This is a genomic window from Duganella sacchari, assembly GCF_900143065.1.
GTDB classification, from domain to species: domain Bacteria; phylum Pseudomonadota; class Gammaproteobacteria; order Burkholderiales; family Burkholderiaceae_D; genus Rugamonas; species Rugamonas sacchari.
Map to the genome: position 1 here is coordinate 1 of NZ_FRCX01000019.1, position 20,488 is coordinate 20,488.

The window sequence follows — 20,488 nt, forward strand, 5'->3', positions numbered from 1 at the left end:
CGGTGGCCACCCCGGGGGAATTTGAAACTCCCCTAATCGTGCGCTGGGCAAGGCTGCGGATGGTCTTGCGGTCGACGCTGGTGATGCGGGCGATCTCGCGCTGGCTCTTGCCCGCTGCCAGCAGGGTCAGGATGGTGGTTTGCAGATGCGGTTTCAAGACGTTCACTCCGAACTCCCTCGACGATCGAAGGAGAAAGATAACGTCCTGCCAACGGGATGCTCCCGGTGGTCGCTGCTGGCGCTTCTACAGCGCCGCTATACGGTCAGAGGGTGGGGGAATTTGGGGTGGCCAGAGGTGGGGGAATTTGACCGGCCAACGGGGGTGTTGGCGTTGGTATCGCTAGCATGTTACGCAAGCGCGGTTGGTACCCGAAAATTAGCGGTCAAAACTGTCTACTGAATCCAAGCGGATCACGAAGGCAATTTGAACGGCTCGCGGGTGTCTAGCAGACTCGTGGCGATTCAATGGGACAGCTAATCCACGCGCATGCCTAGCCAAAATTATGAAACGGCGCATCGAATATTAGGTTCTTCGCCCCCTGGCCTTGTTATACGTTATCGCCCACGTTCAAGTGCCGGTCTATCGCGAGCCGGCGCAAGTAGGGGTTGAGGAGCAGCCTGTATATGTGCCACATGCAGAATACTATTACGTCCGACAAGCAGAACGAGAGTATCGGGAACACTGGGACCACGGCTGGCACGGGCGAAGCCACGACCATTATGAGGAGTATCATCACCATCATGACGACTAATCGCTAATTCAGCCTACGCGAATAGTCGCGCCTCAAACAGTTTCCGATAAATGCTTACTGAAAAAGGCCTACATCGAACAGGTCCCAGAACAGCAATCTGCCTGCGCGCCCGACTGTGAGGTCAGAGCATCAATTTCCACAGAGGCTCTCGCATCGTCGAGGTTATAAACCGGAGCAAAGCCACCGCCCGGTGTGCGGAAATTGGTCGTTTGCCCTTGATACACCCGAGCGGCGGTCCATTGCACGCGACCGTCATAGACATAGCATCGCAGGTCGAACTTAAGCACCTCGGGGTTCTCCTGATTACCATTGACGCGCTCTCCAGCCGGAACAAGTGCTTGAGCGATGTAATCTCCAGCCAGGATATCCTCCCACACGCGTTTCGTGACCTTCTCGCCTCGATACGCTGCCTTGCCACCATAGCCGGCTAATGGCTTGAAAAACAGCTTCCGACGACTAGCCCAAAGGCGGTCCGCATTCGCAATGTCGACCAACTCCGTATGCGGAATGTTCTCCAACAGGACTTTCCGCACTTCGCTCGACACGCCCAACTCCTCTAACTGTCGGTCATCCGAGAGCAATGCCAAATTGCGCTTGTTTGCATACAGGGCGTGAGCCTGGGGGTGAGGCGTGAGCACAACCGCACGCTCAAGGTAAGCCGAACGAAGCGATTGGCAAGCCGGCGATGCCAGCATAAAGTCAGTGAGCCGGTTGTATACCAGGTCGATTGCTAGATTATCGTAACGAAGAACTCCTGCGCTGAAAGTCAGCTCCGACGGTGATGCTATGACAGCGCGCACGCCGAATTTCCCAAATAGGCGCTGAAACAAGATGAACTCGGGATACAGATATTGCTGTTCTGGAGCATCGTCCACGATGGCGACTGTTCGAAGGGGACGTTGATGCATCGAAGACGCCCACTCCGCCTCAAACATTTTGAAGATGCTGTCCTCAAGCGCCGCGCCCGAAGCAATTGCAGCAGCTAATGCTGGAGCGCTCAAACAGCAAGAACGATGGGCCTTTGCCACAGCGGCGTTCAGCATAGCCCCACCAGCATTGGTGTTGATTTCAATGAGCGCTAGAGTTTCCCCTCGAAGGTGAAAGTCGTATCCATAGAAAACACCTCTCGCACCGCCGGCATCGTACTGCGCTATTTCGGGTGCCTCAGCTAGTACTTTCGCGCGGTAGGCAGGGAGAGCAATCACGGACTCAATCGCCTCAATGACACTCGCTATGCGTTCACTTTGACTGTCCGAAACAAAGATAGGTCGAGACGAAAATAAAAACGGGCATCGTGACTCGACCAAGTCATAAAGCGCGGGTGAATTGAAGTCGTCAGAAAGCGCTTGTCTGAGCGCGTCCTTGTCCAGGCTACTGCAAAAACAGCTGCTGTTAATCATCTCAGCAGGCAGCAACGGCCCAGTGTTGATAGCCAGATCGCCCGCTAACTCAGAATTTTTTATGTCGACCATTTTCACCTTCTGTTCTGCTGCTTCTAGCTTGCAATCAGCTTCCGTGCTATTTGACGTGTCCACGTAACCGCAGCGCGTTCGTAATGACCGACACAGAGCTCAAGCTCATGGCCAGCGCAGCTATCATCGGCGACAGGAGCTGGCCGGTGAACGGATACAGCACACCGGCGGCCAGGGGAATCCCAAGCGCGTTATAAACAAACGCAAAGCCCAGGTTTTGCCACATATTGCGCACCGTATCAACCGAAATCAAACGCGCTTGTGCTATCCCACGAAGGTCACCCTTGACCAAGGTCAGATGCGCACTATTGATTGCAACGTCCGTTCCAGTGCCCATGGCTATGCCCACGTTGGCCTTTGCCAGAGCAGGGGCGTCGTTGATACCGTCTCCGGCCATTGCGACAACCTTCCCCTGCTTCTGCAGCTTCTCGACCAAGGCAAGCTTATCCTGAGGCTTGACCTCTCCATAGTACTCCTCGATACCCAACCTGGCGGCAATGGCCTTCGCGGTCGTCACGCCATCGCCAGTAGCCATGATGACGGTCAGGCCTTCCGCCCGCAGTTCTTGTAAAGCTTCCTGGGTGCTTGTCTTGATGGGGTCAGACACCGCTATCAGTCCTATCAGCCGGCTCTGAGATGCAAGATACATGACGCTCGCCCCCTCGACCCGCAGGCGCTCGGCCGCATCCGCAAGCGGCTTCCAATCAACGCCCTCAGCGTCCATAAGAGCGGTATTTCCAAGAGCGATTTTATCCCCACCCAAAACTCCTCGAACACCAATCCCGCTGGCTGACTCAAAGGCATCGGGTTTGGTCAATACCAACTTCCGCTTGTTCGCTTCGCTGACAATGGCATGTGCCAACGGGTGCTCACTGCCTTGGTCAATGCTGGCGGCAATCTGCAAGACGTCTTCTTCCTTGAACCCGGCGGAGGCCACCACGCTGTTAAAGGATGGCTTGCCTTCGGTGAGCGTTCCCGTCTTATCGACTATAAGCGTATCGACCTTCCTCAGGTCCTCAATCGCAGCAGCATCCCGGAACAGGACACCCGTGGTTGCTGCGCGTCCGGTCGCAGCCATGATGGACATGGGCGTTGCCAATCCTAAGGCGCAGGGGCAGGCAATGATGAGAACAGCAACAGCGTTCACGAAGCCAAACACCCAGCTCGGCTCGGGACCATACATTCCCCAAACAACAAACGTAAGCATCGCTATAGCCACTACCACAACCACAAAGTAGCCGGCGACGCTGTCAGCCAGGCGCTGCATCGGAGCACGCGAGCGCTGTGCCTGGGCGACCATTTGCACGATTTGGGACAGCATCGTGTCACTACCGATTTTCTCGGCACGCATAATAAGACTGCCACTCGTGTTGATGGTCGCGCCAATCAAGCGGTCGCCGGCGCGCTTGGTAACAGGTAGAGGCTCACCCGTCAGCATCGATTCGTCCAGCGAACTCTCTCCCTCGGCAACAACACCGTCGACCGGAACCTTTTCACCAGGACGGACACGAAGAGCATCGCCAACATGCACGTGCGTGAGCGGAATATCTTCCTCAGTGCCATCCTCGCGAATCCGGCGAGCGGTCTTGGCTGCTAAACCCAGCAGCGACTTGATGGCGGCCGATGTTTGGGAACGTGCCCGCAACTCCAGTATCTGCCCCAAGAGGGTGAGCGATACGATGACCGCTGCGGCCTCAAAGTAGACTGCGATGCTGCCGTGAGCAGCGAACGTCGGTGGGAACAGTTGCGGCGTAAGCGTCGCGAGTACACTGTAGCCATAAGCGGCGATAACGCCGGTGCCAATTAGCGTCCACATGTTGGGGCTCATGCGGGCCAGTGATTGCGCCCAGCGCTCGAAGAAGGGCCATCCCGCCCAAATCACAACGGGCGTACTCAGCGCCAACTCAATCCAATTTTGCCCGGGCAATGCTCCTTGAAAAATCATATGGCCAAACATCGCGAGGGCGAACACTACGGCCGTGAGCGGAAGGGTCCACCAAAACCGATGTCGAAAATCGACCAACTCTGGGTTCTCTTCATCATCTAGAGTCGGCATGACAGGTTCGAGCGCCATACCGCAAATCGGGCAGCTACCTGGTGTGGCCTGCTGAATCTCAGGATGCATTGGACACGTGTATATTGCCCCCTCTTGAGCTGGTGCCCCAGGCAGCATTTCGGCCTTTTCTTTGTTAAGAAACGCCTCAGGAGTGGTGTTGAACCTTGCCATGCACTTCGCACTGCAAAAATGATAGATCACCTGTTTGTACGAAATCTCTCGTTCCCTATCCGGACCTACCTTCATCCCACAGACTGGGTCAATGAAGGGTTTGCCTGAGCCGGGCTCACCTTGGATTGACGAGTGGCGATGCGCATGGTCTGGCGTGTGTTCGTGATTCTCAACTGCGTTTCTGTTCATGAATCTCCCCTTCGTCAATATCTATTGGCAGAGCCCATTCGTCTATTTTGCAAACGCCACGGTATCCCTTTTCACATCTGATTCGAAGTATCCTTGCCGACGTGCCACATCGATTAACCCTTCTCGCAGGTGAATAGTAGACGAGTGAGCATCAATGATGGTGTCCAGTTGGACTGTAAGTAACAACACAGAAGCGCCATGCATCTGTGTCCTTCTTAAAACCCATTTGTTCGCATGCGGGGCCATACACGTCAACACGCCGCCGAACATCCCGCTCGGCGGCGGCAGCTCGTTCCGAATCCGAGGCGCAGCCCATGATAAATATCGTGGAAAACAGCGCCAAAATAGCAATTTTCGACATGATTCAGGCTCCTATAAGATTGACTATTTTCGACATCTCTAATGGCTGATAAGGCGAAATATATAAGCCCATAGCCTGGCTGTTTTCTACGCCAGCGAGCACTAGTACGGCGTATTTTTAAGTAAATCTTCCATATCTTTGTAGTGCCCTCGCACCTGATTCACGTGGAATTCGTACAGTAATGCGTTCTCTGCGAATTTTGCTCGTTCAGTGTCCATCTCCACTGTATTGCCATCAATTGCTCCCTGACTTGGGATGGAATATTTCACCTCCACCGTCTTCACAGTTTTTCCCGTTCGAAGAGCCTCTTGAACGTCAATGTCTCGGGCCCGATATCCTGGGGTATCTGCATTGGCGATATTTGATGCGAGCAGCACCAGACGATACTCGCGCAAGGAGAGTGCGCGTTCGTTAATTTTGTCGTCCGCATCGGGGGCTTGAGCATCCCGTAGCTGAAAATGAGCGCGAGGCGAACCAAGCTGCGCCGATAGGCCATTTGTCGTCGACGAGGCCGTTGTATTTGATGATGATGTTGCGCTCACGCGTAGCGGCAGATGAGTGTTCATCGATTTTTTGAATTGCACCTGGGATAGCATCTCGGAAAAGTTTGAGGTGTTGAGAGTGCTTAGCGGTTTTTGTACAGAATCGCCTTCCTTGTTCAACGGCCCAACAGGAAGTGTTGAAAGTTCCATGATATTTCCCTTTGTGAGTGCCACCAAGGAGCGGCAGGACTTGCACAACCTGCCGGATACCACCACTTACTTCGCGGACACCACAACTTGTCCTTTCATACCTGCCTCAAAGTGTCCGGGCTGCAGGCAGGCGAAATCTACTTTCCCCGCCTTTCCGAATTGCCAGACGATATTTCCGGTTTTCCCTGGCAATAACGTTACTTGGTTGGGTTCCGCATGCTCCATATCAGGGAACTTAGCCATCAGCTGCGCATGCTCTTTAAGTTCACTGGCTGAACCAATTACCATCTCGTGCTTGAGCTTGCCTGAATTTTTGACCGCGAAACGAATAACTTCGCCTTCCTTCACCGATATTGAAGCGGGGGTAAAACGCATGGTGTCGTTCATATCTACAGTCACCGTGCGGGTCACTTTGGCTGGGTCGCTGGCTTTGCCAATCAGCGAACTTTCTGCCTCATGGCCGCCGTGTTGATGCTCACCGTGAACAGGCGTCTTGCCGTCCTGCATAGCGGCTCCTGCCAGAGAGGAGACTGCAACAAGCAAAAATGCGGTGATGGTGGTTGTCTTAAAATTTTTCATTTGAGTCTCCGATATTTGAAACTGCAGCATCTCTACATTGCAGTTGGTGGTTGTTGTGAGGTGAGAATTGCCGCAGAAAAAAGGGCGCCGAGCAAAAGGAAACTTTCAATCTGAAGTGTCGCGCGGACCAACCTGACACCACTGTGTGAACGACTCGCAGCGGGTAATCCAATGAACTTGTTATAACCTCCCAGCGCAATAGCAGCCAATACCAGAGCTATCTTTGCCAACAGCGTCATGCCATAGAAGGTATGCAATAGATGGTCAGAAGTTCCGACTCTGTGCCATGCACTGAAAATGCCCGTGATAGCAATTCCAATTACGGCAACCATTGCAGCCTGCGACATCAGGTCCAGGTATCGGTCAGTGGCGCCAATTTCAAAAGCGACAATTCGCGTTTCACTGAGTGCGAACCAGGCAGAGACCAGAACTGCGCCGGTCCACAATCCGATCGAGGAAAAGTGTATGGCCTCCGCTGCTAGAGCCGCTGTCCAAAAACCTTCTTCACCGGCATGCCCCATCGATGCACGAGTCACCGCGAATATAGCTAAGGTCAGTGCCATGACAATGTCGCTGGCCCGACTAGCAATGCCTGCCCACCGAATACCAAACAGGACAATCATGGCCAAAGTCGAGATGGAGCCCGCATGCCCATAGTCGGTGCTGGAGACCATCATCCAAAACATGGGGCAGGCCTCTCGTAGGCCAACACCGCCCATCACCGCAGTTGCGGCCAGCAGCGCAACCGCGCTGCCGACAGCACTTAGTCCCGAAGCTAGTAAGTCAAGCTTGCGAAGCGCCGCCTCAGAATCGTCACGGCTAGTGCCGTTGGACTGTATCCAATAGCGCGCAAACCACGACCCAACAAGCCAGGCAAATCCAACGTTAAGCGCAAATGCCGAACCTATCTGTAGCAACGAGACTGCATCCATTTATTTCACCGTAAATTTAAAATCACCCTTACGGCGGTGACCGTCGTGACCGGCAACGGCCCAGGTCACGGTATAGGATCCGGCGGCGAGCGCAGGGACGTCCAAGCGCAGGATTGCAGGATTGGTCGTGTCAACCTTAGCTTTTCCAGCAGTGACTTCTTTACCTTGGCCATCGGCTATGGTTATGGTGCTAAAGGCCTCTTCAATTTTCTCATTGAAGGTCAGCGTGATGTCCTTTGGCGCTGCCGCCAGCGTGGCGCCAGCCTCCGGATTGGAGCCCTTTAGGGTGGCGTGTGCCGAGGCAAACGGACTAACCAAAGTTGCCGCTGCCATGGCTGCGGCAACTATCAATGTGCGCAATGCTTTCATCTTCAGTTCTCCTTGTTGAAATTACTTTGCTGCTTCGATTGCAGTGACCGTGAGGGCGCCACCAACTTTGTCCGCGACGAAACGGACTTTATCCCCCTGCTTTACCTTATCGAGCATTGCCGGGTCTTGTACCTTGAACACCATCGTCATTCCTGGCATACCCAGGTTTTTCAGTTCACCGTGCTTGATGGTGAGTTTTCCGGCTTCCTTGTCTACTTTCTTGATTTCGCCATCGCTCATTACCGCCTGGGCTGCCGAGGCGGATGCCTGCTGTGCATAGGCGACCGAACCTACCGATGCAAACGAGAAGCCAATAACGGCTGCGAGGACTACTTTATTCAGATGATTCATGATGTTTCCTTTCAGGTTTAATAAAAAATTAGTGTCCGCCATGTCCCGACGGTTTTCGAACCGTCAGCTCGACATTTGGCTTATTCATTACCGGCATAGACTGGCCACCTGCGCTCGTGCTCCGCGACGGCTCGGGCAATGCGCCGGTCCATTCGTACGCCACTGTCCCAGCCGGATGTTTGTACCAGCCAGGGTCAGTGTAGTCACCGCGCTTTTGCTCCTTGCGAACCTTCAACACGGTAAACATGCCGCCCATCTCAACGCCCCCGAATGGCCCTTCGCCCATCATCATCGGCAGGGTATTTTCCGGAATTGGCATCTCCATTCCACCCATCGAGCCCCCTTTGTCGCCCATGACCATGTAGTCGGGCACAATCTTGTTAATCTTCTCGGCCACACCGCGATGGTCCACACCAATCATCGTTGGGACGCTGTGCCCCATTGCGTTCATGGTGTGATGGGACTTGTGGCAGTGGAAGGCCCAGTCGCCCAAATCAGTGGCGACAAATTCAACCGCGCGCATCTGCCCCACCGCGACGTCGGTAGTGACCTCCGGCCAGCGCGATGCTGGCGGTGTCCACCCGCCATCGGTGCCGGTGACGAAGAACTCGTGTCCATGCAAATGGATTGGGTGATTCGTCATCGTTAGGTTGCCAACACGGATGCGCACCTTATCGCCTTGACGCACGGGCATCGAGTCGATACCTGGGAAGACCCGACTGTTGAAGGTCCACAGATTGAAGTCCAGCATCGTGTTGATTTTCGGCGTATAGCTTCCAGGCTCTACGTCATAGGCGTTCAGCAGGAAGACGAAGTCGCGGTCCACTGCGTGCAGCGACGGGTCTTTCGGGTGAGTGACCCAAAAGCCCATCATCCCCATCGCCATCTGCGCCATTTCGTCGGCATGCGGGTGATACATAAACGTACCCGGACGCTTCGCAACGAACTCGTAGACAAAGGTTTTACCTGGCGCGATACCGGGCTGAGTAAGCCCCGTGACCCCATCCATGCCGTTGGGCAGTCGCTGACCATGCCAATGCACGCTTGTGTGCTCTGGCAGTTTGTTAGTCACGAATATCCGCACACGGTCACCTTCCACCACCTCGATGGTCGGCCCTGGAGATTGGCCGTTGTAGCCCCACAGGTTGGCCTTCATGCCAGGCGCAAGCTCGCGAACCACAGGTTCAGCTACCAGGTGGAACTCTTTTACCCCACTATTCATACGCCATGGAAGCGACCAGCCATTGAGTGTCACGACCGGATTGAACGGACGGCCATTCGGCGGCGGCGGCGGAACTTGCGTATTCGCATTGTTCATTGACATCGCTTCGGGAAGTGATGCCGCGCCAACTTTGCTTACTGCTGCGGCACTCACTGCTACCGCCCCAGCGCCCCTGAAGAAGTCTCTACGTGAAATCATGGAATATTCCTTGTGTCGGTATTGCTCCCGCCGTTGATGGCGGATTGCAGCTTGGTCTCAGCTATCCAAAAATCGCGCTGGGTTTCGATAGCCGTGTTCACACTGTTCAATTGCTCGCGCGAGTCGGCCAGCAGTTCAAATACACTGGCCAGCATCCCGTTGTATCGCAGCAGAACTTCGTCCGAAATTTTCTTGCGAAGAGGCACGACGTCGTCTCTGTAGTGACGCGCGATGTCGTAGGTGGTGCGGTACGCCGAATAGGTCTCCCGTACTTCCGACCGGGCTCGAACTGCCGTGTCAGTGGTTCGGTGTACGGACTGCATATAGAGAGCTTCAGCGCGGGCTACTTTGGCACCGCCCCAATCGAAAATTGGAAGTTCCAACGAGACCTCGTAACCGTTCTCGCGTGGTAGACCAGTCGAGCTCTTGTTTGTATAGCCGGCGTCGAAGACATTGACAAAGGCGGTCGCTTTGGTCAGCCCAAGCGCCGATGCCGTAGCCTCAGTTTCCCGTCGAGCCGCGAGAACGTCCAAACGCTGTGACAATGCCTGAGCTTCAGCATTGTTCATCTCCTGCGGTTGAGCTGGCAGTTCAGGCAAGCGGTCGGGCAAAACGAATTCTTGTTGTTTCCCCCAAAGGCCCAACAGGCGAATGAGCTGCTCCCTGCTGGCAATGGCTTCATGGCGAGTTCTTGCGAGCTGAGTCACGGCATCCTGATAGAAAGCACGCTCACGCGCCTGATCAAGCTTGCTCCAGTTGCCTACCTTGCTCATGCTTTCAGCCAAGTCTGACGAGGCCTCCGCAGCGCCACGAACTTGCTCCGCAAACGCTGCAGATTGTGCGGCGGCCACTGCTGTGAAGTATGCCCGACGCGTATCTGCTGCCAGTTGCACAGCCTGCGCAGCGGCGAGCAATTTCGCTTGCTCAAAGCGGCCTTTTTCAATTCTTGTCCGCATTGGCAGCGTCAACAATCCCGCGATGTCAAACGTGACACCACGGTTGATTTCCGCGTCGCCGCCGCCGCGCACCCGGCTAAAGCTGAAGCCCGGATTACGCATGCGGCCAGCCTGAACGAAGTCGGCTTCCGCCACCCCCAGCTCTGCAAAAGAAGCCTTCAAAGCCGAGCTATTAAGCAATGCAATCTGAACAGCTGATTCAACAGTCAATGGCTGACTTAAAAGCTCTTGCACCTTCGGATCATTGCTGCTGGCGTCCTTTGTAAATTGCACGGCCTGGCCAACCCTGTTTTTGGTAAGCGAGGAAACGTCGTTTAGTCCGCCGTCGGACGACAGGCTTGCGCACCCTGCAAGGAAAACCGCGCCCAGTCCTACAGCGGTGCGGCTGAGCAGCGGCGTATGTAGTCGCAACATGTCATTGCCCCTTCTTATTCATGTGATGGCCCCTGTGCGGGTCCGCAGCGGGAGCCTCGGCAGGCTTGGCGGAATCCATTGGTGTTGGCGCCATCTGCATTGACGAGCCCTCGTGCGAGCCATGTTCAGCCTGGCCGGAAACGTCCGTATTGGCCTTAACCCACAACTTGTCCGGTGACGCCGTAGGTTCCACAGCTGGTTTGTAATTGCTGAAGGCTGATTGATATTGCGGCGGTGGCACTGCGGCGTTGGCATCTGTCACAGCCGTCGATACTCGAACGGGCTCCGCATAGATAGCCATAGGCGCGCTGACCACTGCAAGAAGCAGTAGACGAAAGCGTTTCATGATTGTCCTCAAAAATGTACTGGCACCTGGAGACGTTGCCCCCTGGTGAGGCGGACGTTAGTCCGCGCAACTTCAGCGATTTTTAAGTGTGACGACGAGGCGGGCGCTCGAGAGTGGCGGGGATGTAAGCAGTCATCGCAGGCTCGACTGCGACAGTGGCGAAAGTGGAGAACGTGGCTGGCAATACCTCAGACGGGATGGCCGGGGGAGCTGCTGCACCCACGCAGCAGCTTGCGCAATGGCTACATTTGCCATGTTGCGCTCCTGCGTGGTCTGATCCACCCTCGTCACAATGCTCGTGATGCGAGTCGGCATGGGCCTCAATGGCGCTTTCATCTCCGTGATGCGACGAGGAGTGAGTTTGTTCGGAACCTGGATTGCACGACATGAAAGCAACGGCTCCCCCTTGCAACGGGAGGGCTGCTATCAGAAGCCAGAGCAGGTAACGGACGAATATGCGCATAAGACTTGAAATGGTACCTCAGACGTTCGTAGAATGCCAAGTTTGATTAGGCTACACCTTCCCAGGGGAGGAAGGTCAAGCGAATTCCACTAGGCCACAACATTTTGTGCATCAGCCTTGCAACAATAGGTTGCTACTGATTAAATTGCACTGCTTCAACATTTAAAAACCACTTCTGGAGACATCATGCGCCTGCCTATTTCCCTGCTCGTTTTATCCGCCATCAGCGCACCCCTTTTCGCTGCAACTCCTACGGAGACCGTAGCACAATTCCATGAGGCGCTTTCGACTGGAAAATCTGAGCAAGTGGGGGCACTACTCAGCCCTGAGATTCAAATTTACGAATCCGGCTACGTCGAACGCTCCCGCGAAGAATATACCGGCCACCATCTCAAGGCCGATATCGAGTTCGCGAAGGCGACTAAAAATAAAGTGCTCAAGCAAAGCGAACGCATCGATGGCAAACTCGCGGTAGTCATGCAAGAGACCGAAACGAGCGGGAAATACAAGGGCAACAGTGTTCATCTATTCGGCACAGAGACAGCACTTCTTGAAAAGCAGGGCGAAAAATGGGTCATCGTTCACATCCATTGGTCGTCCCGCAAGTCGAAGTGATTTGTAACGCTGGCGGCATACCGCCAGCGGAGCGAAACTTAGTTACGATAGAGAGGATTCGGTGCTACGTACACGCGTACACCGTGGGTGTTCACACCTTCAGGTGCAATGGCGGAGAGCTCGAAGCGGTCGCTGTCACGCAGCGTGTCGAACTGCCAAGTGAAGGTCTTGCCCTCCAGCTCGAAGGTCACGACATCACCCTTGTCGACATTGACGGATTTGGTCGCCGCCGAAATCACCACGGTGCGCGTAGCAGCTGGGGCTGAGGCTGCGCTACCGAATGCCGGGTTGGTGTGCATCTCGCCTTGGTGAGCCATTGCAGCGAACGGGGCCAGCGAAGCTACGACGAAAATTGCTGCGATTTTGTTTTTGATGGATTGCATGATTCGGTCCTTTTCTTGGGTTCGGGTTGCTGCGTTTGTGGAAGCGATGAAGCTATTCTACGGAGCCAACCCGCACACCCGAATGACCCGAACATTACATTTACATTACAGCCTTTCTTGCCAAATGTTTGCTGATCGCCAGCGGTAAAGCACTACGCCAGTGATGCCGTGTACTGGGCTAGAATGCCAGGCAAGCACCTCTTCTTTTTTAGATTTTTTGGAGTCCATTTGAACCTCGACGTCTCAGCGCCTACGCTAAAAGAACAGCAGCTTCTCATCGAACAATGGAAAGCTGATTCCGCAGCCACCTACCGCAGCTGGTTCCTTTGGGAGGAGCGTCTGAAAAATTTCCGCTCAATTCGACGAGGACTCCACGCCGTCGTGAAAGAGATTCGCGACGACACGTTTGGCAGTGCCTATCGGGGTTCCTCATTAGAGACTGTCGTACACTCCATCGCAGAGCAACGCCAAATTTTCAAGGGTGCCGATCACGCTTTTCTATGGAAGCCGAAACTTCGTATTCCCGACATATACGAGGACCGCAGCAATCAGATGGCGTTCGCTCAGTTTCTCGATACCTGCTTGTACTGCAGTACCGACGTCGAGGTTGTGGAGGCGGTTCGAAAACTCGACTCGCATCAAATAAAGGGCCTGGGCCCCGCTTGCGCCAACCTGCTTTATTTCCTGCACCCCACCGTGGTCCCGCCCAACAATACGGCCATCGTGAAAGGCTTCAACGCCTTTTTCGGAGCCAACGTAAAACTGGGACGATGGAACGAATACCTGGCAATGCGAGAGCGCGTCATTGAATTTAATACGATGCACAGAAAATGGTTGTCGAACGACTTGGGCGCTATAGCAGGATTCCTCTTCGATATCGGCTCTGGGCGGTACTCGATTGGTGCCACCAATGCAGTTTCAGTTGATTGGGAGGCCGACCTCGCCAAAGTTCATGAAGAGAGTGCGGCTGCCCATAAAGCCCGCGTGGCCGCTTCCGAGAATGACCAAAGCCATACACAGATTCAAGGGTGGCTGAGAGACTTGGGAACGTCCTTGGGCTTTCAGGTTTGGATTGCAAGCAACGATAAGGGTCGATCGTATGGAGAAGGGCGCCTTGGCCACGGGTGTTTGACCGAGCTGCCGGCGGCTATACGTGCCAGCAGCGCTCACGACACCATCGCTCTCATTGACGTGCTTTGGCTAGACCCGGCCACTGGGAAAATAACTATGGCCTTCGAAGTCGAGCACAGCACCAGTATCTACTCTGGAATCGTGCGCATGCTCGACTTGGCGCTCGGTGTTCCGGAACATGAAGGCTCAACGTTCTTCCTGGTGGCACCTGATGCGCGTGAAACTGACGTTCGAGCGCAGTTTGCGCGACCCGCGTTCTCACGCGTCAAAGAGCTGAATGTGCGGTATATCGGATATGGTGAGCTATCGAAGAATCGGGACGCCATTGCGCGATTTGGAAATGGAGAAAAAGCAATCCTCGCCATCTCAAAATCCCTGAACAGCTGAACGGATCTCGCCGCTAGTGAAGCCCGCCTCCCGGCCCAGGGAACAACAACGAGAACTGTGTCAGTCCGCCGCGCTCGCTCGCAACATTTGCGCGCCCTCCATGCAGGCTCATAATGGACTTCACGATAGCAAGCCCTAATCCGGCAGACGATGACTGCGAAGACCTGGACCTGTCAGAGCGGTAGAACCTGTCAAACAAGCGTGGCAAATGCTCCGCCTCAATACCAGGCCCGGGATTACTCACCGATATCATGACTCCGTCTGCCATTTGATTGGCCACCATCGCGATAACGCCGCCGCGAGGTGTGTATCGAACTGCGTTCGCCACCAAATTGCTCACGGCCCGTCTCAAAAGGTGAGCATCGGCGAGCACCGCCCCCGTCGCGACGATATCGAAGGAAATACCGGCCTCCGATGCTGGTCCTTCAAAGTACTCCGCAATCCGGGCCAACTCAGTCGCTGCATCCAGCCGTTCAGTCGTCAGCGCAATCTGGTCATGGTCAGCACGAGCCAAGAACAGCATACTCTCCACCATCCTCGCCAACCTCCCAAACTCCTCGTAATTGGACGACAGAAGGTTTTGGTATTCCTCTGACTCGCGAGGCTGCGAGAAGGCCACTTCCGTTTGCACCATCAAATTGTTCAACGGCGTGCGCAAATCATGTGCAAGGTCATCGGCAAATTGAGAAAGGTTATTGAAGCTGCTCTGCAGCCGGTCGAGTACCTCGTTAAACGAATCAGCCAGTACTCTGAGCTCCTGTGGTGCCGAATCTACATTCAAGCGCATTTCCAAATTGTGAGCCGTCACTTGTTGAGCTTGCGCAGCCAAAGCCCTCACTTTTTGCAGGCCCTGACGGACTAGCAAGAATCCTAGTAATGCGGTCAAGGCGGCCCCCGCAAAAACTGCGGTCATTACTTTTTTACGATAGGCAGAAAGTAGGGCAGCGCGGTCGTCTGCGGTCCGAGCGATCGCGATACTAACTATCTTACCGGTGGAACCCACCATACCTTGCGCGGCAATGACGCGAAGCCGGATACCATTGGCTAGTTTTACAGGCTTCGTATCAGCCGGTGACGGCTCTACGTCAGCGGGCAATTGACTACCGTTTGGGACAAAAGACCGCTCTTCGGTGTTTTGCATCAGCAGACGCCCATCTTGGGTTTGCATCACGATGAGCAGCCCTCGGCGACTGTCCACAGCATCGAGAAAACGGTGAGGCTCGTTGCGAATGGACTCCAGGCTGGAAGTCTCCTCCAATAGGTGCCTGATTTGTAGGACCCTGCCAACCAAGTCTGTGTCGTCGCGTTCCTGCAGCTGCGTGGCAAGTGCTTGGTACAAGTAGAATCCGACTGCCGAAAATACCATGACAGCCACACATGCGAACAGAGCGCCAAGCTGCATGGTAAGAGAACGGCCGAACCTACTCATCCTCTGTCTTCCAGAACATAGCCCATGCTCCGGATTGTGTGAATCAGCTTTGCCGGAAATGGGTCATCAATCTTTGCCCGCAGTCTTCGAACTGCGACGTCGACGACATTGGTGTCGCTATCGAAGTTCATGTCCCAGACTTGAGATGCAATGAGCGGTCGGGACAGAACCTGTCCAACTCGTTTCGACATGAGGTGAAGAAGTGCAAACTCCTTAGCCGTCAAATCAATTCGATTGCCGGCACGCGTCACTCTACGTTTGGGGACATCAATTTCCAAGTCGCCGATTTGAAATACTTCAGCTTCCTTGATAGGGCCCCGGCGTAAGAGCGTTCGAATGCGTATAAGGAGTTCTGCGAACGCGAAAGGCTTGACCAGGTAGTCATCGGCACCCAGTTCGAGTCCCTTGATTCGGTCGTCGAGCGCATCCCGCGCGGTCAGGAAAAGAACCGGCGTTTCTACCGTCTTGCGCAGCTCGGTCACGATTTGCCAACCGTCCAAGCCTGGGAGCATTACATCAAGCACTATGAGGTCGTAGTGAGCTGTGGTGGCCGCATGAAGTCCTTCAGGGCCAGTCTTTGCCCAGTCAACGACGAAGCCCGATTCCGTGAGCCCCTTTTGAATGTACTCACCGGCCTTCTGCTCGTCTTCCACTACCAATAATCTCATATCACTTTCCCGCTGCAATAGACCGGACCCATTCCATCCAGATGGCAAAATGCCACGAGCGCCCCAGGTCAGTCTACATTGGAAAAGTGACGCCAGCCTAACGCCAAGATTACATTCGTGTCAGAAATGGCCGGTCAGCTGCCAGCAAGCTTCCACTGCACCTTCCATTTTTTCATCTGCGTGATTTCATCCAGCTGGGCCGAAACCATTTTTTTGGATAAGTCCTTTATTTCTGGGTGCTGTGCTTTAGCTTCCGCTGATTTCGCCATTTTGACCGCGCCGGCATGGTGCTTAATCATCATATCTAAGAACATCGAGTCAAATTCTTTGCCCTTGCTGGCGGCTAGCTTGGGCATCGACATTCCCTTCATGGAATCCATCATGCCGGGCATTTCCATGTTCATTGCCTGGCTCTTACCCGGGTACCACTGTTCCCGCCACGACTTCATTTGCGATATCTCACCCTGCTGGTCAGAAATCATCTTCTTCGCCATGGCCTTCAGTTCAGCGTGTTCAGAACGGTCTTCGGCTAGCTTAGCCATCTCCACCGCACTCTGGTGATGCATCCCCATGGTGTCCAAAAACTGCAGGTCGTACGGTGCCTTTGATGCGTCTTTTGAACTCATCATACTCGAGTCGTCCATGTGCGTAGTGGCCGAACTCATAGCCATAGGCGCGTTGGGCTTCATCTCCGCTTTGTCCTGCGCCAAAACGGCTGTCGAACAAACTAAACATCCCAATGAGATTGCCAGTATGTGATTTTTCACGATATCTCCTTTTTTTTTCGCATGCGATGCAACGAAATGGTTGCTGACGTAAGTTACCCTAACGCTCATATTTGTGGCGCGCATTGCGTTTTGGTGTAACACCTGAGTATTTTTGCCGAGACAGTCAGCACCCCGTCCACCTGATCCTCTAGCTGGTCTGCGAGGCTCGGCACGCATGGACCGAGATGTGGGAAATAAACGACAGTTAGTGCATTTCAACCGCTTTCTCAGACTGCCATTCCCGCTTGCGGGCCCTATTCGCCGGATTGCTCATGCTAGACTTGGTCCATGGTTCGATTACTAAAGCTACTGTTGCTGTATCTGATGATCGCCGCCTTGCCTGTGCAAGCGATGGCGTCCGTCGTGCAACAGACATGTCCACCCAGCCATGCGCGACAGGCTGCAGGGGAAACGCGCCATGGCAAGTCATCTCAGCACCGCGCGAAGGTGCGCGTGGCGAAGAAGCATGCCGGCATCGGCAATGCCGTGGCGGTCGAAAAGGCTGCGCAGCACGGGGACTCTGCTTGCGGCACCTGCGTGGACTGCTGCCTCGGTGGTGCCATCGTACCGCCGGTTCTTGTGTCGCGCACTCCGCACGATCGCACTGAAGTTCACCTGTCCTCGAATCTCTCCCTTGTCTCTGGTTTCATACCGGACGGCATAGAACGCCCCCCTCGCAATATCGTCGGTTAAGTCCGCACGTCCGTCAGCGCAGCGCCAAGTTGTTGGCGACGCTGTCGTGCCTGCGACGTCCGCTTCACATTGGTCCACCAATTTGAGCGGCGTATTTCGCTACGGTCCCAGCACCTGAAAGGATTTCCGATGTATTTGAAACGCAAGCCTATGGCACTGGCAATCAGTGCTATTTTGTCCGCCACCACCAGCCTGCATGCCTTGGCGCAGAATGTTGACGGTACCCCTGCCAACCCGGATAGCAAGGAGACGACCACCGTGGTCGTGACCGGTAGCCACATCAGCACCAACCGGTCAATGATGACCGGTATCGGTGCGGTCACAGTGATTGATAAGGACGCAATCGAGCGCTCCGGCGCCACCTCAGTGGAGACACTGTTGCAGCGCATGTCGTCGTCGGCCGGCTTCGCCGGCAACCAGACCAATGCCTATTGGGCCGAGAACGGTTATGGTACGACGCAAGTGAACCTGCGGGGGCTTGGAGCGAACCGTACTCTTGTGCTGATCAATGGCCGTCGCGTCGTCAGCGGCGGCACGGGCGCAAACAGCTCTGTGGACCTGAACATGATCCCGGTCGCCATGATCCAGCGCATGGAAGTGCTCAAGGACGGCGCGTCGGCCATCTACGGCGCCGACGCCGTGGCTGGTGTCGTCAACCTGATTACACGCAAGGACTTCAACGGGCTCGAATTGCAGACACGTTATGGCCAAACCAGCCGGAGCGACAGCCGCGAGAAGGCGGCCAATGTCGCCTGGGGCATCAGCGGCGAGCGCGGCTATTTGATGACGGCGCTGGACTACTCGCAAAGCGGTACCGTCAACATGGCCAGCCGCGCCCCGTGCGGGTTGGGCGAAGCCAACGGCAAGCTCGAATGCGTCGGGAGCTCCTCGACCATCGGCGGCCGTGCTGTACTGGCCGACGGGACCCGCGTGAACTTCAATCAGACACCCGGCGGCAATGGCAATTTCTACGAACGCTACAACGGCGCCAAACACAACTTCAACAGCAACCCTTACCTGAACGCGGTCAACCCGATCAAGCGCATCAGCTTCAGCAATTTCGGCAATCTGGCGATCAATGACGAATTGCGTTTGTTCACCGAAGTCCTGTACACCAACCGCCAGTCGGAGCAGTTGGCCACGCCCGGCGCGCTGGGTGTGTACCGTCCAATAAACATTGCGGCGAACCATCCCACCAACCCGACCGGACAAAGCCTGCTGCTGCAGCGCCGCCGGTTGCTGGAGGCTGGACCGCGCATTTTCAGCCAAGAAGTCAACACGGCACGCCTGGTACTCGGGTTGGAGGGGCGCCTGGGCGAACATTGGGACTGGAATGCCGCCGTTAACTATGGCCGCAATACAGGCGTGGGGGCGACCTCCAACGTCGCCAACCTAGACCGTGTCGACCAGACCCTGAACACCTCCGTTTGCAGCAAGGCGGCCGGTGCCGCCATTCCCTGCGGTGACTACCTCGGCTACGGCGATCTCACGCCGCAGGTGCTGAGCTATATCATGGGGCCGATCCGCGACCATGGCGGCAACGAACAAAAGAGCGCGAGTGCCAACCTGCACGGCAAGCTGTGGCAAATGCCGGCCGGAACGGTCGGCTTCGCCACCGGCGTCGAGATCCGCAAGGACAAGGGCTGGCTGGACCCCGACCAGTTGACCGTGCTGGGCATCAGCAACACCAACCAGCAAACGCCGATTGCCGGCGAGTACGACGCCAAGGAAGTTTTCGCGGAGGCGGGCATTCCCCTGCTGGCAAACCACTGGCTGGCACAGTCACTGGACTTCAACACGGCGGTGCGCTACTCCAAGTACCAAATGTTCGGTTCGAACACCAGCTACAAAGTCGGTCTGGACTGGCAGGTAGCGCCCTCGTTCAAGCTGCGCACCAACTACTCCACGGCGTTCCGCATTCCGAACATCCCGGAACTGTATGGCGGCAACGCTGAGGGCAACTTGACCACGACAGATCCTTGCAGCGGCTGGAGCGCCTTGCCCGCGTCGTCGGTACTGAGCCAGAACTGCCGTGCCGCTGGCGTGCCGGCCGGCTACACTCAGCTGGGCAACACCATCCTGACCACCACCGGCGGCAACAGCCGCTTGCAGCCCGAGAAAGCGAAAACGCTCACGGCGGGGGTGGTCTGGACGCCGCAGTTTGCGCGCGACCTGGTGCTCACGCTGGACTACTTCCGCTACCGCATCGAGAACTCCATCTCCACGGTGGATGGTTCGACCAAACTGCGCGCCTGCTACGAGTCCGTTGGCCTTAGCCACCCGTTTTGCAGCAGTGCCCATCAAACCCGAAATCGGCAGACCGGCGAGGTAGACTTCCTGTCGGCACAGCCTTCCAACGCAGCCAATGAAAGCATGTCGGGCATTGATCTGGGAGCGCTATACACGATGCGGGTGGGCTCCACGCGCGTCACGTTCAATGGCGAAGCAACATACTTGCGCAACTTCGACGTCACGCCATTCCCCGGCGGTGAAGTGCTCTCGTACGCTGGCAAAATCACTGGCGGGCGCGGCAGCTTTACGAAGTGGCGCTCGTTCGACACGCTGACAGTCGTCAATGGAGTCTGGTCGGGTTCGTACAGCTTGCAGTACACCGGCAAGGCGCGTGACATCAACGCTTCGCCAGGCGACATCGGAGACCACGCACCTGCGGTCACGTATCACAACGCGCAGCTTAAATACGCGCTGAACAAGAACACCAGCGTGTCCTTCGGCATCGACAATCTGTGGGACAAGAAGCCGCCGTTTATCCAGAGCTGGACAGACGCGAACACCGATACGATGACTTACGACCTGCTGGGCAGACGCTGGTACGCCAAGCTGATATATCGCATGTAAGCCAATGCGGGCCGCACGCAGCAGTGCGGTCCGCAT

The 20,488-nt window shown here is 55.5% G+C and carries 19 protein-coding genes and 1 pseudogene; 4 read left to right on the forward strand and 16 right to left on the reverse strand.

The genetic code is table 11. The annotated features are described in order from the left end of the window. The 12 genes and pseudogenes from BUA36_RS27715 to BUA36_RS27770 form a co-directional block, all read right to left on the reverse strand. Positions 1–166: pseudogene (locus tag BUA36_RS27715) on the reverse strand (IS21 family transposase); the annotation flags it as partial. Between the two features lie 654 nt (positions 167–820). After that, positions 821–2,224 carry an ATP-grasp domain-containing protein gene (locus BUA36_RS27725; RefSeq protein WP_229255835.1) on the reverse strand — a complete coding sequence of 468 codons (1,404 nt, stop codon included), beginning with the start codon at positions 2,222–2,224 and terminating at the stop codon, positions 821–823. 46 nt (positions 2,225–2,270) lie between these two features. Next, on the reverse strand, positions 2,271–4,640 hold the full coding sequence (locus tag BUA36_RS27730) for a heavy metal translocating P-type ATPase (protein WP_139260716.1): 2,370 nt from the start codon (positions 4,638–4,640) through the stop codon (positions 2,271–2,273). Positions 4,641–4,791: 151 nt separating this feature from the next. Continuing rightward, on the reverse strand, positions 4,792–5,001 hold the full coding sequence (locus BUA36_RS30520) for a hypothetical protein (protein ID WP_139260717.1): 210 nt from the start codon (positions 4,999–5,001) through the stop codon (positions 4,792–4,794). 101 nt (positions 5,002–5,102) lie between these two features. After that, a complete protein-coding gene (locus BUA36_RS27735; RefSeq protein WP_229255836.1) occupies positions 5,103–5,693 on the reverse strand; it encodes a flagellar basal body rod protein FlgB in 591 nt (196 codons plus the stop codon). Positions 5,694–5,759: 66 nt separating this feature from the next. After that, entirely contained in the window at positions 5,760–6,272 is a 513-nt protein-coding gene (locus BUA36_RS27740; RefSeq protein ID WP_072790208.1) for a cupredoxin domain-containing protein, read from the reverse strand. 32 nt (positions 6,273–6,304) lie between these two features. Next, the gene (locus BUA36_RS27745) at positions 6,305–7,204 is read right to left on the reverse strand and encodes a CopD family protein (protein ID WP_072789990.1); all 900 of its coding nucleotides are present in this window, start codon (positions 7,202–7,204) and stop codon (positions 6,305–6,307) included. Next, positions 7,205–7,573 (reverse strand): copper resistance CopC family protein, encoded by a 369-nt coding sequence (locus BUA36_RS27750; RefSeq protein WP_072789992.1) that lies wholly within the window; start codon positions 7,571–7,573, stop codon positions 7,205–7,207. A gap of 21 nt (positions 7,574–7,594) precedes the next feature. Then, complete coding sequence (locus BUA36_RS27755) at positions 7,595–7,924, reverse strand: copper-binding protein (protein WP_072789995.1); 330 nt, start codon at positions 7,922–7,924, stop codon at positions 7,595–7,597. 28 nt (positions 7,925–7,952) lie between these two features. After that, positions 7,953–9,344, reverse strand: coding sequence for a multicopper oxidase family protein (locus tag BUA36_RS27760; protein WP_072789999.1), 1,392 nt, complete (start codon positions 9,342–9,344; stop codon positions 7,953–7,955). Further along, positions 9,341–10,714, reverse strand: coding sequence for a TolC family protein (locus tag BUA36_RS27765; RefSeq protein ID WP_072790002.1), 1,374 nt, complete (start codon positions 10,712–10,714; stop codon positions 9,341–9,343). Before BUA36_RS27765 ends, BUA36_RS27760 begins: the two co-directional genes overlap by 4 nt. 1 nt (position 10,715) lies before the next feature. Continuing rightward, positions 10,716–11,060 carry a hypothetical protein gene (locus BUA36_RS27770; protein ID WP_072790006.1) on the reverse strand — a complete coding sequence of 115 codons (345 nt, stop codon included), beginning with the start codon at positions 11,058–11,060 and terminating at the stop codon, positions 10,716–10,718. A 649-nt stretch (positions 11,061–11,709) separates the two neighbouring features. On the opposite strand from BUA36_RS27770, the gene BUA36_RS27780 reads away from it, so the two are divergent. Then, positions 11,710–12,138 carry a YybH family protein gene (locus tag BUA36_RS27780; RefSeq protein WP_072790012.1) on the forward strand — a complete coding sequence of 143 codons (429 nt, stop codon included), beginning with the start codon at positions 11,710–11,712 and terminating at the stop codon, positions 12,136–12,138. Between the two features lie 38 nt (positions 12,139–12,176). Here BUA36_RS27780 and BUA36_RS27785 read toward each other — a convergent pair whose 3' ends face one another. After that, a complete protein-coding gene (locus BUA36_RS27785) occupies positions 12,177–12,521 on the reverse strand; it encodes a CzcE family metal-binding protein (protein WP_072790015.1) in 345 nt (114 codons plus the stop codon). 228 nt (positions 12,522–12,749) lie between these two features. On the opposite strand from BUA36_RS27785, the gene BUA36_RS27790 reads away from it, so the two are divergent. Beyond that, a complete protein-coding gene (locus BUA36_RS27790) occupies positions 12,750–14,039 on the forward strand; it encodes a type II restriction enzyme NmeDI-related protein (RefSeq protein ID WP_072790018.1) in 1,290 nt (429 codons plus the stop codon). Between the two features lie 13 nt (positions 14,040–14,052). Here the strand turns inward: BUA36_RS27790 and BUA36_RS27795 are convergent, their stop codons facing one another. From BUA36_RS27795 to BUA36_RS27805, 3 genes are all read right to left on the reverse strand, one after another. Next, positions 14,053–15,468, reverse strand: a complete 1,416-nt coding sequence (locus BUA36_RS27795; RefSeq protein WP_072790022.1) for a heavy metal sensor histidine kinase — start codon at positions 15,466–15,468, stop codon at positions 14,053–14,055. Further along, positions 15,465–16,136 (reverse strand): heavy metal response regulator transcription factor, encoded by a 672-nt coding sequence (locus BUA36_RS27800; protein WP_072790025.1) that lies wholly within the window; start codon positions 16,134–16,136, stop codon positions 15,465–15,467. The genes BUA36_RS27795 and BUA36_RS27800 overlap by 4 nt, the downstream gene beginning before the upstream one ends. 134 nt (positions 16,137–16,270) lie before the next feature. Then, positions 16,271–16,903, reverse strand: a complete 633-nt coding sequence (locus BUA36_RS27805; protein WP_167544348.1) for a DUF305 domain-containing protein — start codon at positions 16,901–16,903, stop codon at positions 16,271–16,273. Between the two features lie 288 nt (positions 16,904–17,191). On the opposite strand from BUA36_RS27805, the gene BUA36_RS30530 reads away from it, so the two are divergent. Beyond that, positions 17,192–17,596, forward strand: a complete 405-nt coding sequence (locus BUA36_RS30530) for a hypothetical protein (protein WP_139260718.1) — start codon at positions 17,192–17,194, stop codon at positions 17,594–17,596. A 150-nt stretch (positions 17,597–17,746) separates the two neighbouring features. Beyond that, positions 17,747–20,452 (forward strand): TonB-dependent receptor domain-containing protein, encoded by a 2,706-nt coding sequence (locus tag BUA36_RS27815; protein ID WP_229255837.1) that lies wholly within the window; start codon positions 17,747–17,749, stop codon positions 20,450–20,452. Positions 20,453–20,488 lie beyond the last annotated feature (36 nt).

What these genes read in the sequence shown, in the direction of transcription:
- BUA36_RS27745 (WP_072789990.1), bottom strand. Translation starts at nt 7,204, where the DNA reads ATGGATGCAGTCTCGTTGCTACAGATAGGTTCGGCATTTGCGCTTAAC.
- BUA36_RS27740 (WP_072790208.1), bottom strand. Translation starts at nt 6,272, where the DNA reads ATGAAAAATTTTAAGACAACCACCATCACCGCATTTTTGCTTGTTGCA.
- BUA36_RS27730 (WP_139260716.1), bottom strand. Translation starts at nt 4,640, where the DNA reads ATGAACAGAAACGCAGTTGAGAATCACGAACACACGCCAGACCATGCG.
- BUA36_RS27750 (WP_072789992.1), bottom strand. Translation starts at nt 7,573, where the DNA reads ATGAAAGCATTGCGCACATTGATAGTTGCCGCAGCCATGGCAGCGGCA.
- BUA36_RS27755 (WP_072789995.1), bottom strand. Translation starts at nt 7,924, where the DNA reads ATGAATCATCTGAATAAAGTAGTCCTCGCAGCCGTTATTGGCTTCTCG.
- BUA36_RS27735 (WP_229255836.1), bottom strand. Translation starts at nt 5,693, where the DNA reads ATGGAACTTTCAACACTTCCTGTTGGGCCGTTGAACAAGGAAGGCGAT.
- BUA36_RS27725 (WP_229255835.1), bottom strand. Translation starts at nt 2,224, where the DNA reads ATGGTCGACATAAAAAATTCTGAGTTAGCGGGCGATCTGGCTATCAAC.
- BUA36_RS27765 (WP_072790002.1), bottom strand. Translation starts at nt 10,714, where the DNA reads ATGTTGCGACTACATACGCCGCTGCTCAGCCGCACCGCTGTAGGACTG.
- BUA36_RS27780 (WP_072790012.1), top strand. Translation starts at nt 11,710, where the DNA reads ATGCGCCTGCCTATTTCCCTGCTCGTTTTATCCGCCATCAGCGCACCC.
- BUA36_RS27795 (WP_072790022.1), bottom strand. Translation starts at nt 15,468, where the DNA reads ATGAGTAGGTTCGGCCGTTCTCTTACCATGCAGCTTGGCGCTCTGTTC.
- BUA36_RS27800 (WP_072790025.1), bottom strand. Translation starts at nt 16,136, where the DNA reads ATGAGATTATTGGTAGTGGAAGACGAGCAGAAGGCCGGTGAGTACATT.
- BUA36_RS30530 (WP_139260718.1), top strand. Translation starts at nt 17,192, where the DNA reads ATGGTTCGATTACTAAAGCTACTGTTGCTGTATCTGATGATCGCCGCC.
- BUA36_RS27760 (WP_072789999.1), bottom strand. Translation starts at nt 9,344, where the DNA reads ATGATTTCACGTAGAGACTTCTTCAGGGGCGCTGGGGCGGTAGCAGTG.
- BUA36_RS27770 (WP_072790006.1), bottom strand. Translation starts at nt 11,060, where the DNA reads ATGAAACGCTTTCGTCTACTGCTTCTTGCAGTGGTCAGCGCGCCTATG.
- BUA36_RS27815 (WP_229255837.1), top strand. Translation starts at nt 17,747, where the DNA reads ATGGCACTGGCAATCAGTGCTATTTTGTCCGCCACCACCAGCCTGCAT.
- BUA36_RS27785 (WP_072790015.1), bottom strand. Translation starts at nt 12,521, where the DNA reads ATGCAATCCATCAAAAACAAAATCGCAGCAATTTTCGTCGTAGCTTCG.
- BUA36_RS30520 (WP_139260717.1), bottom strand. Translation starts at nt 5,001, where the DNA reads ATGTCGAAAATTGCTATTTTGGCGCTGTTTTCCACGATATTTATCATG.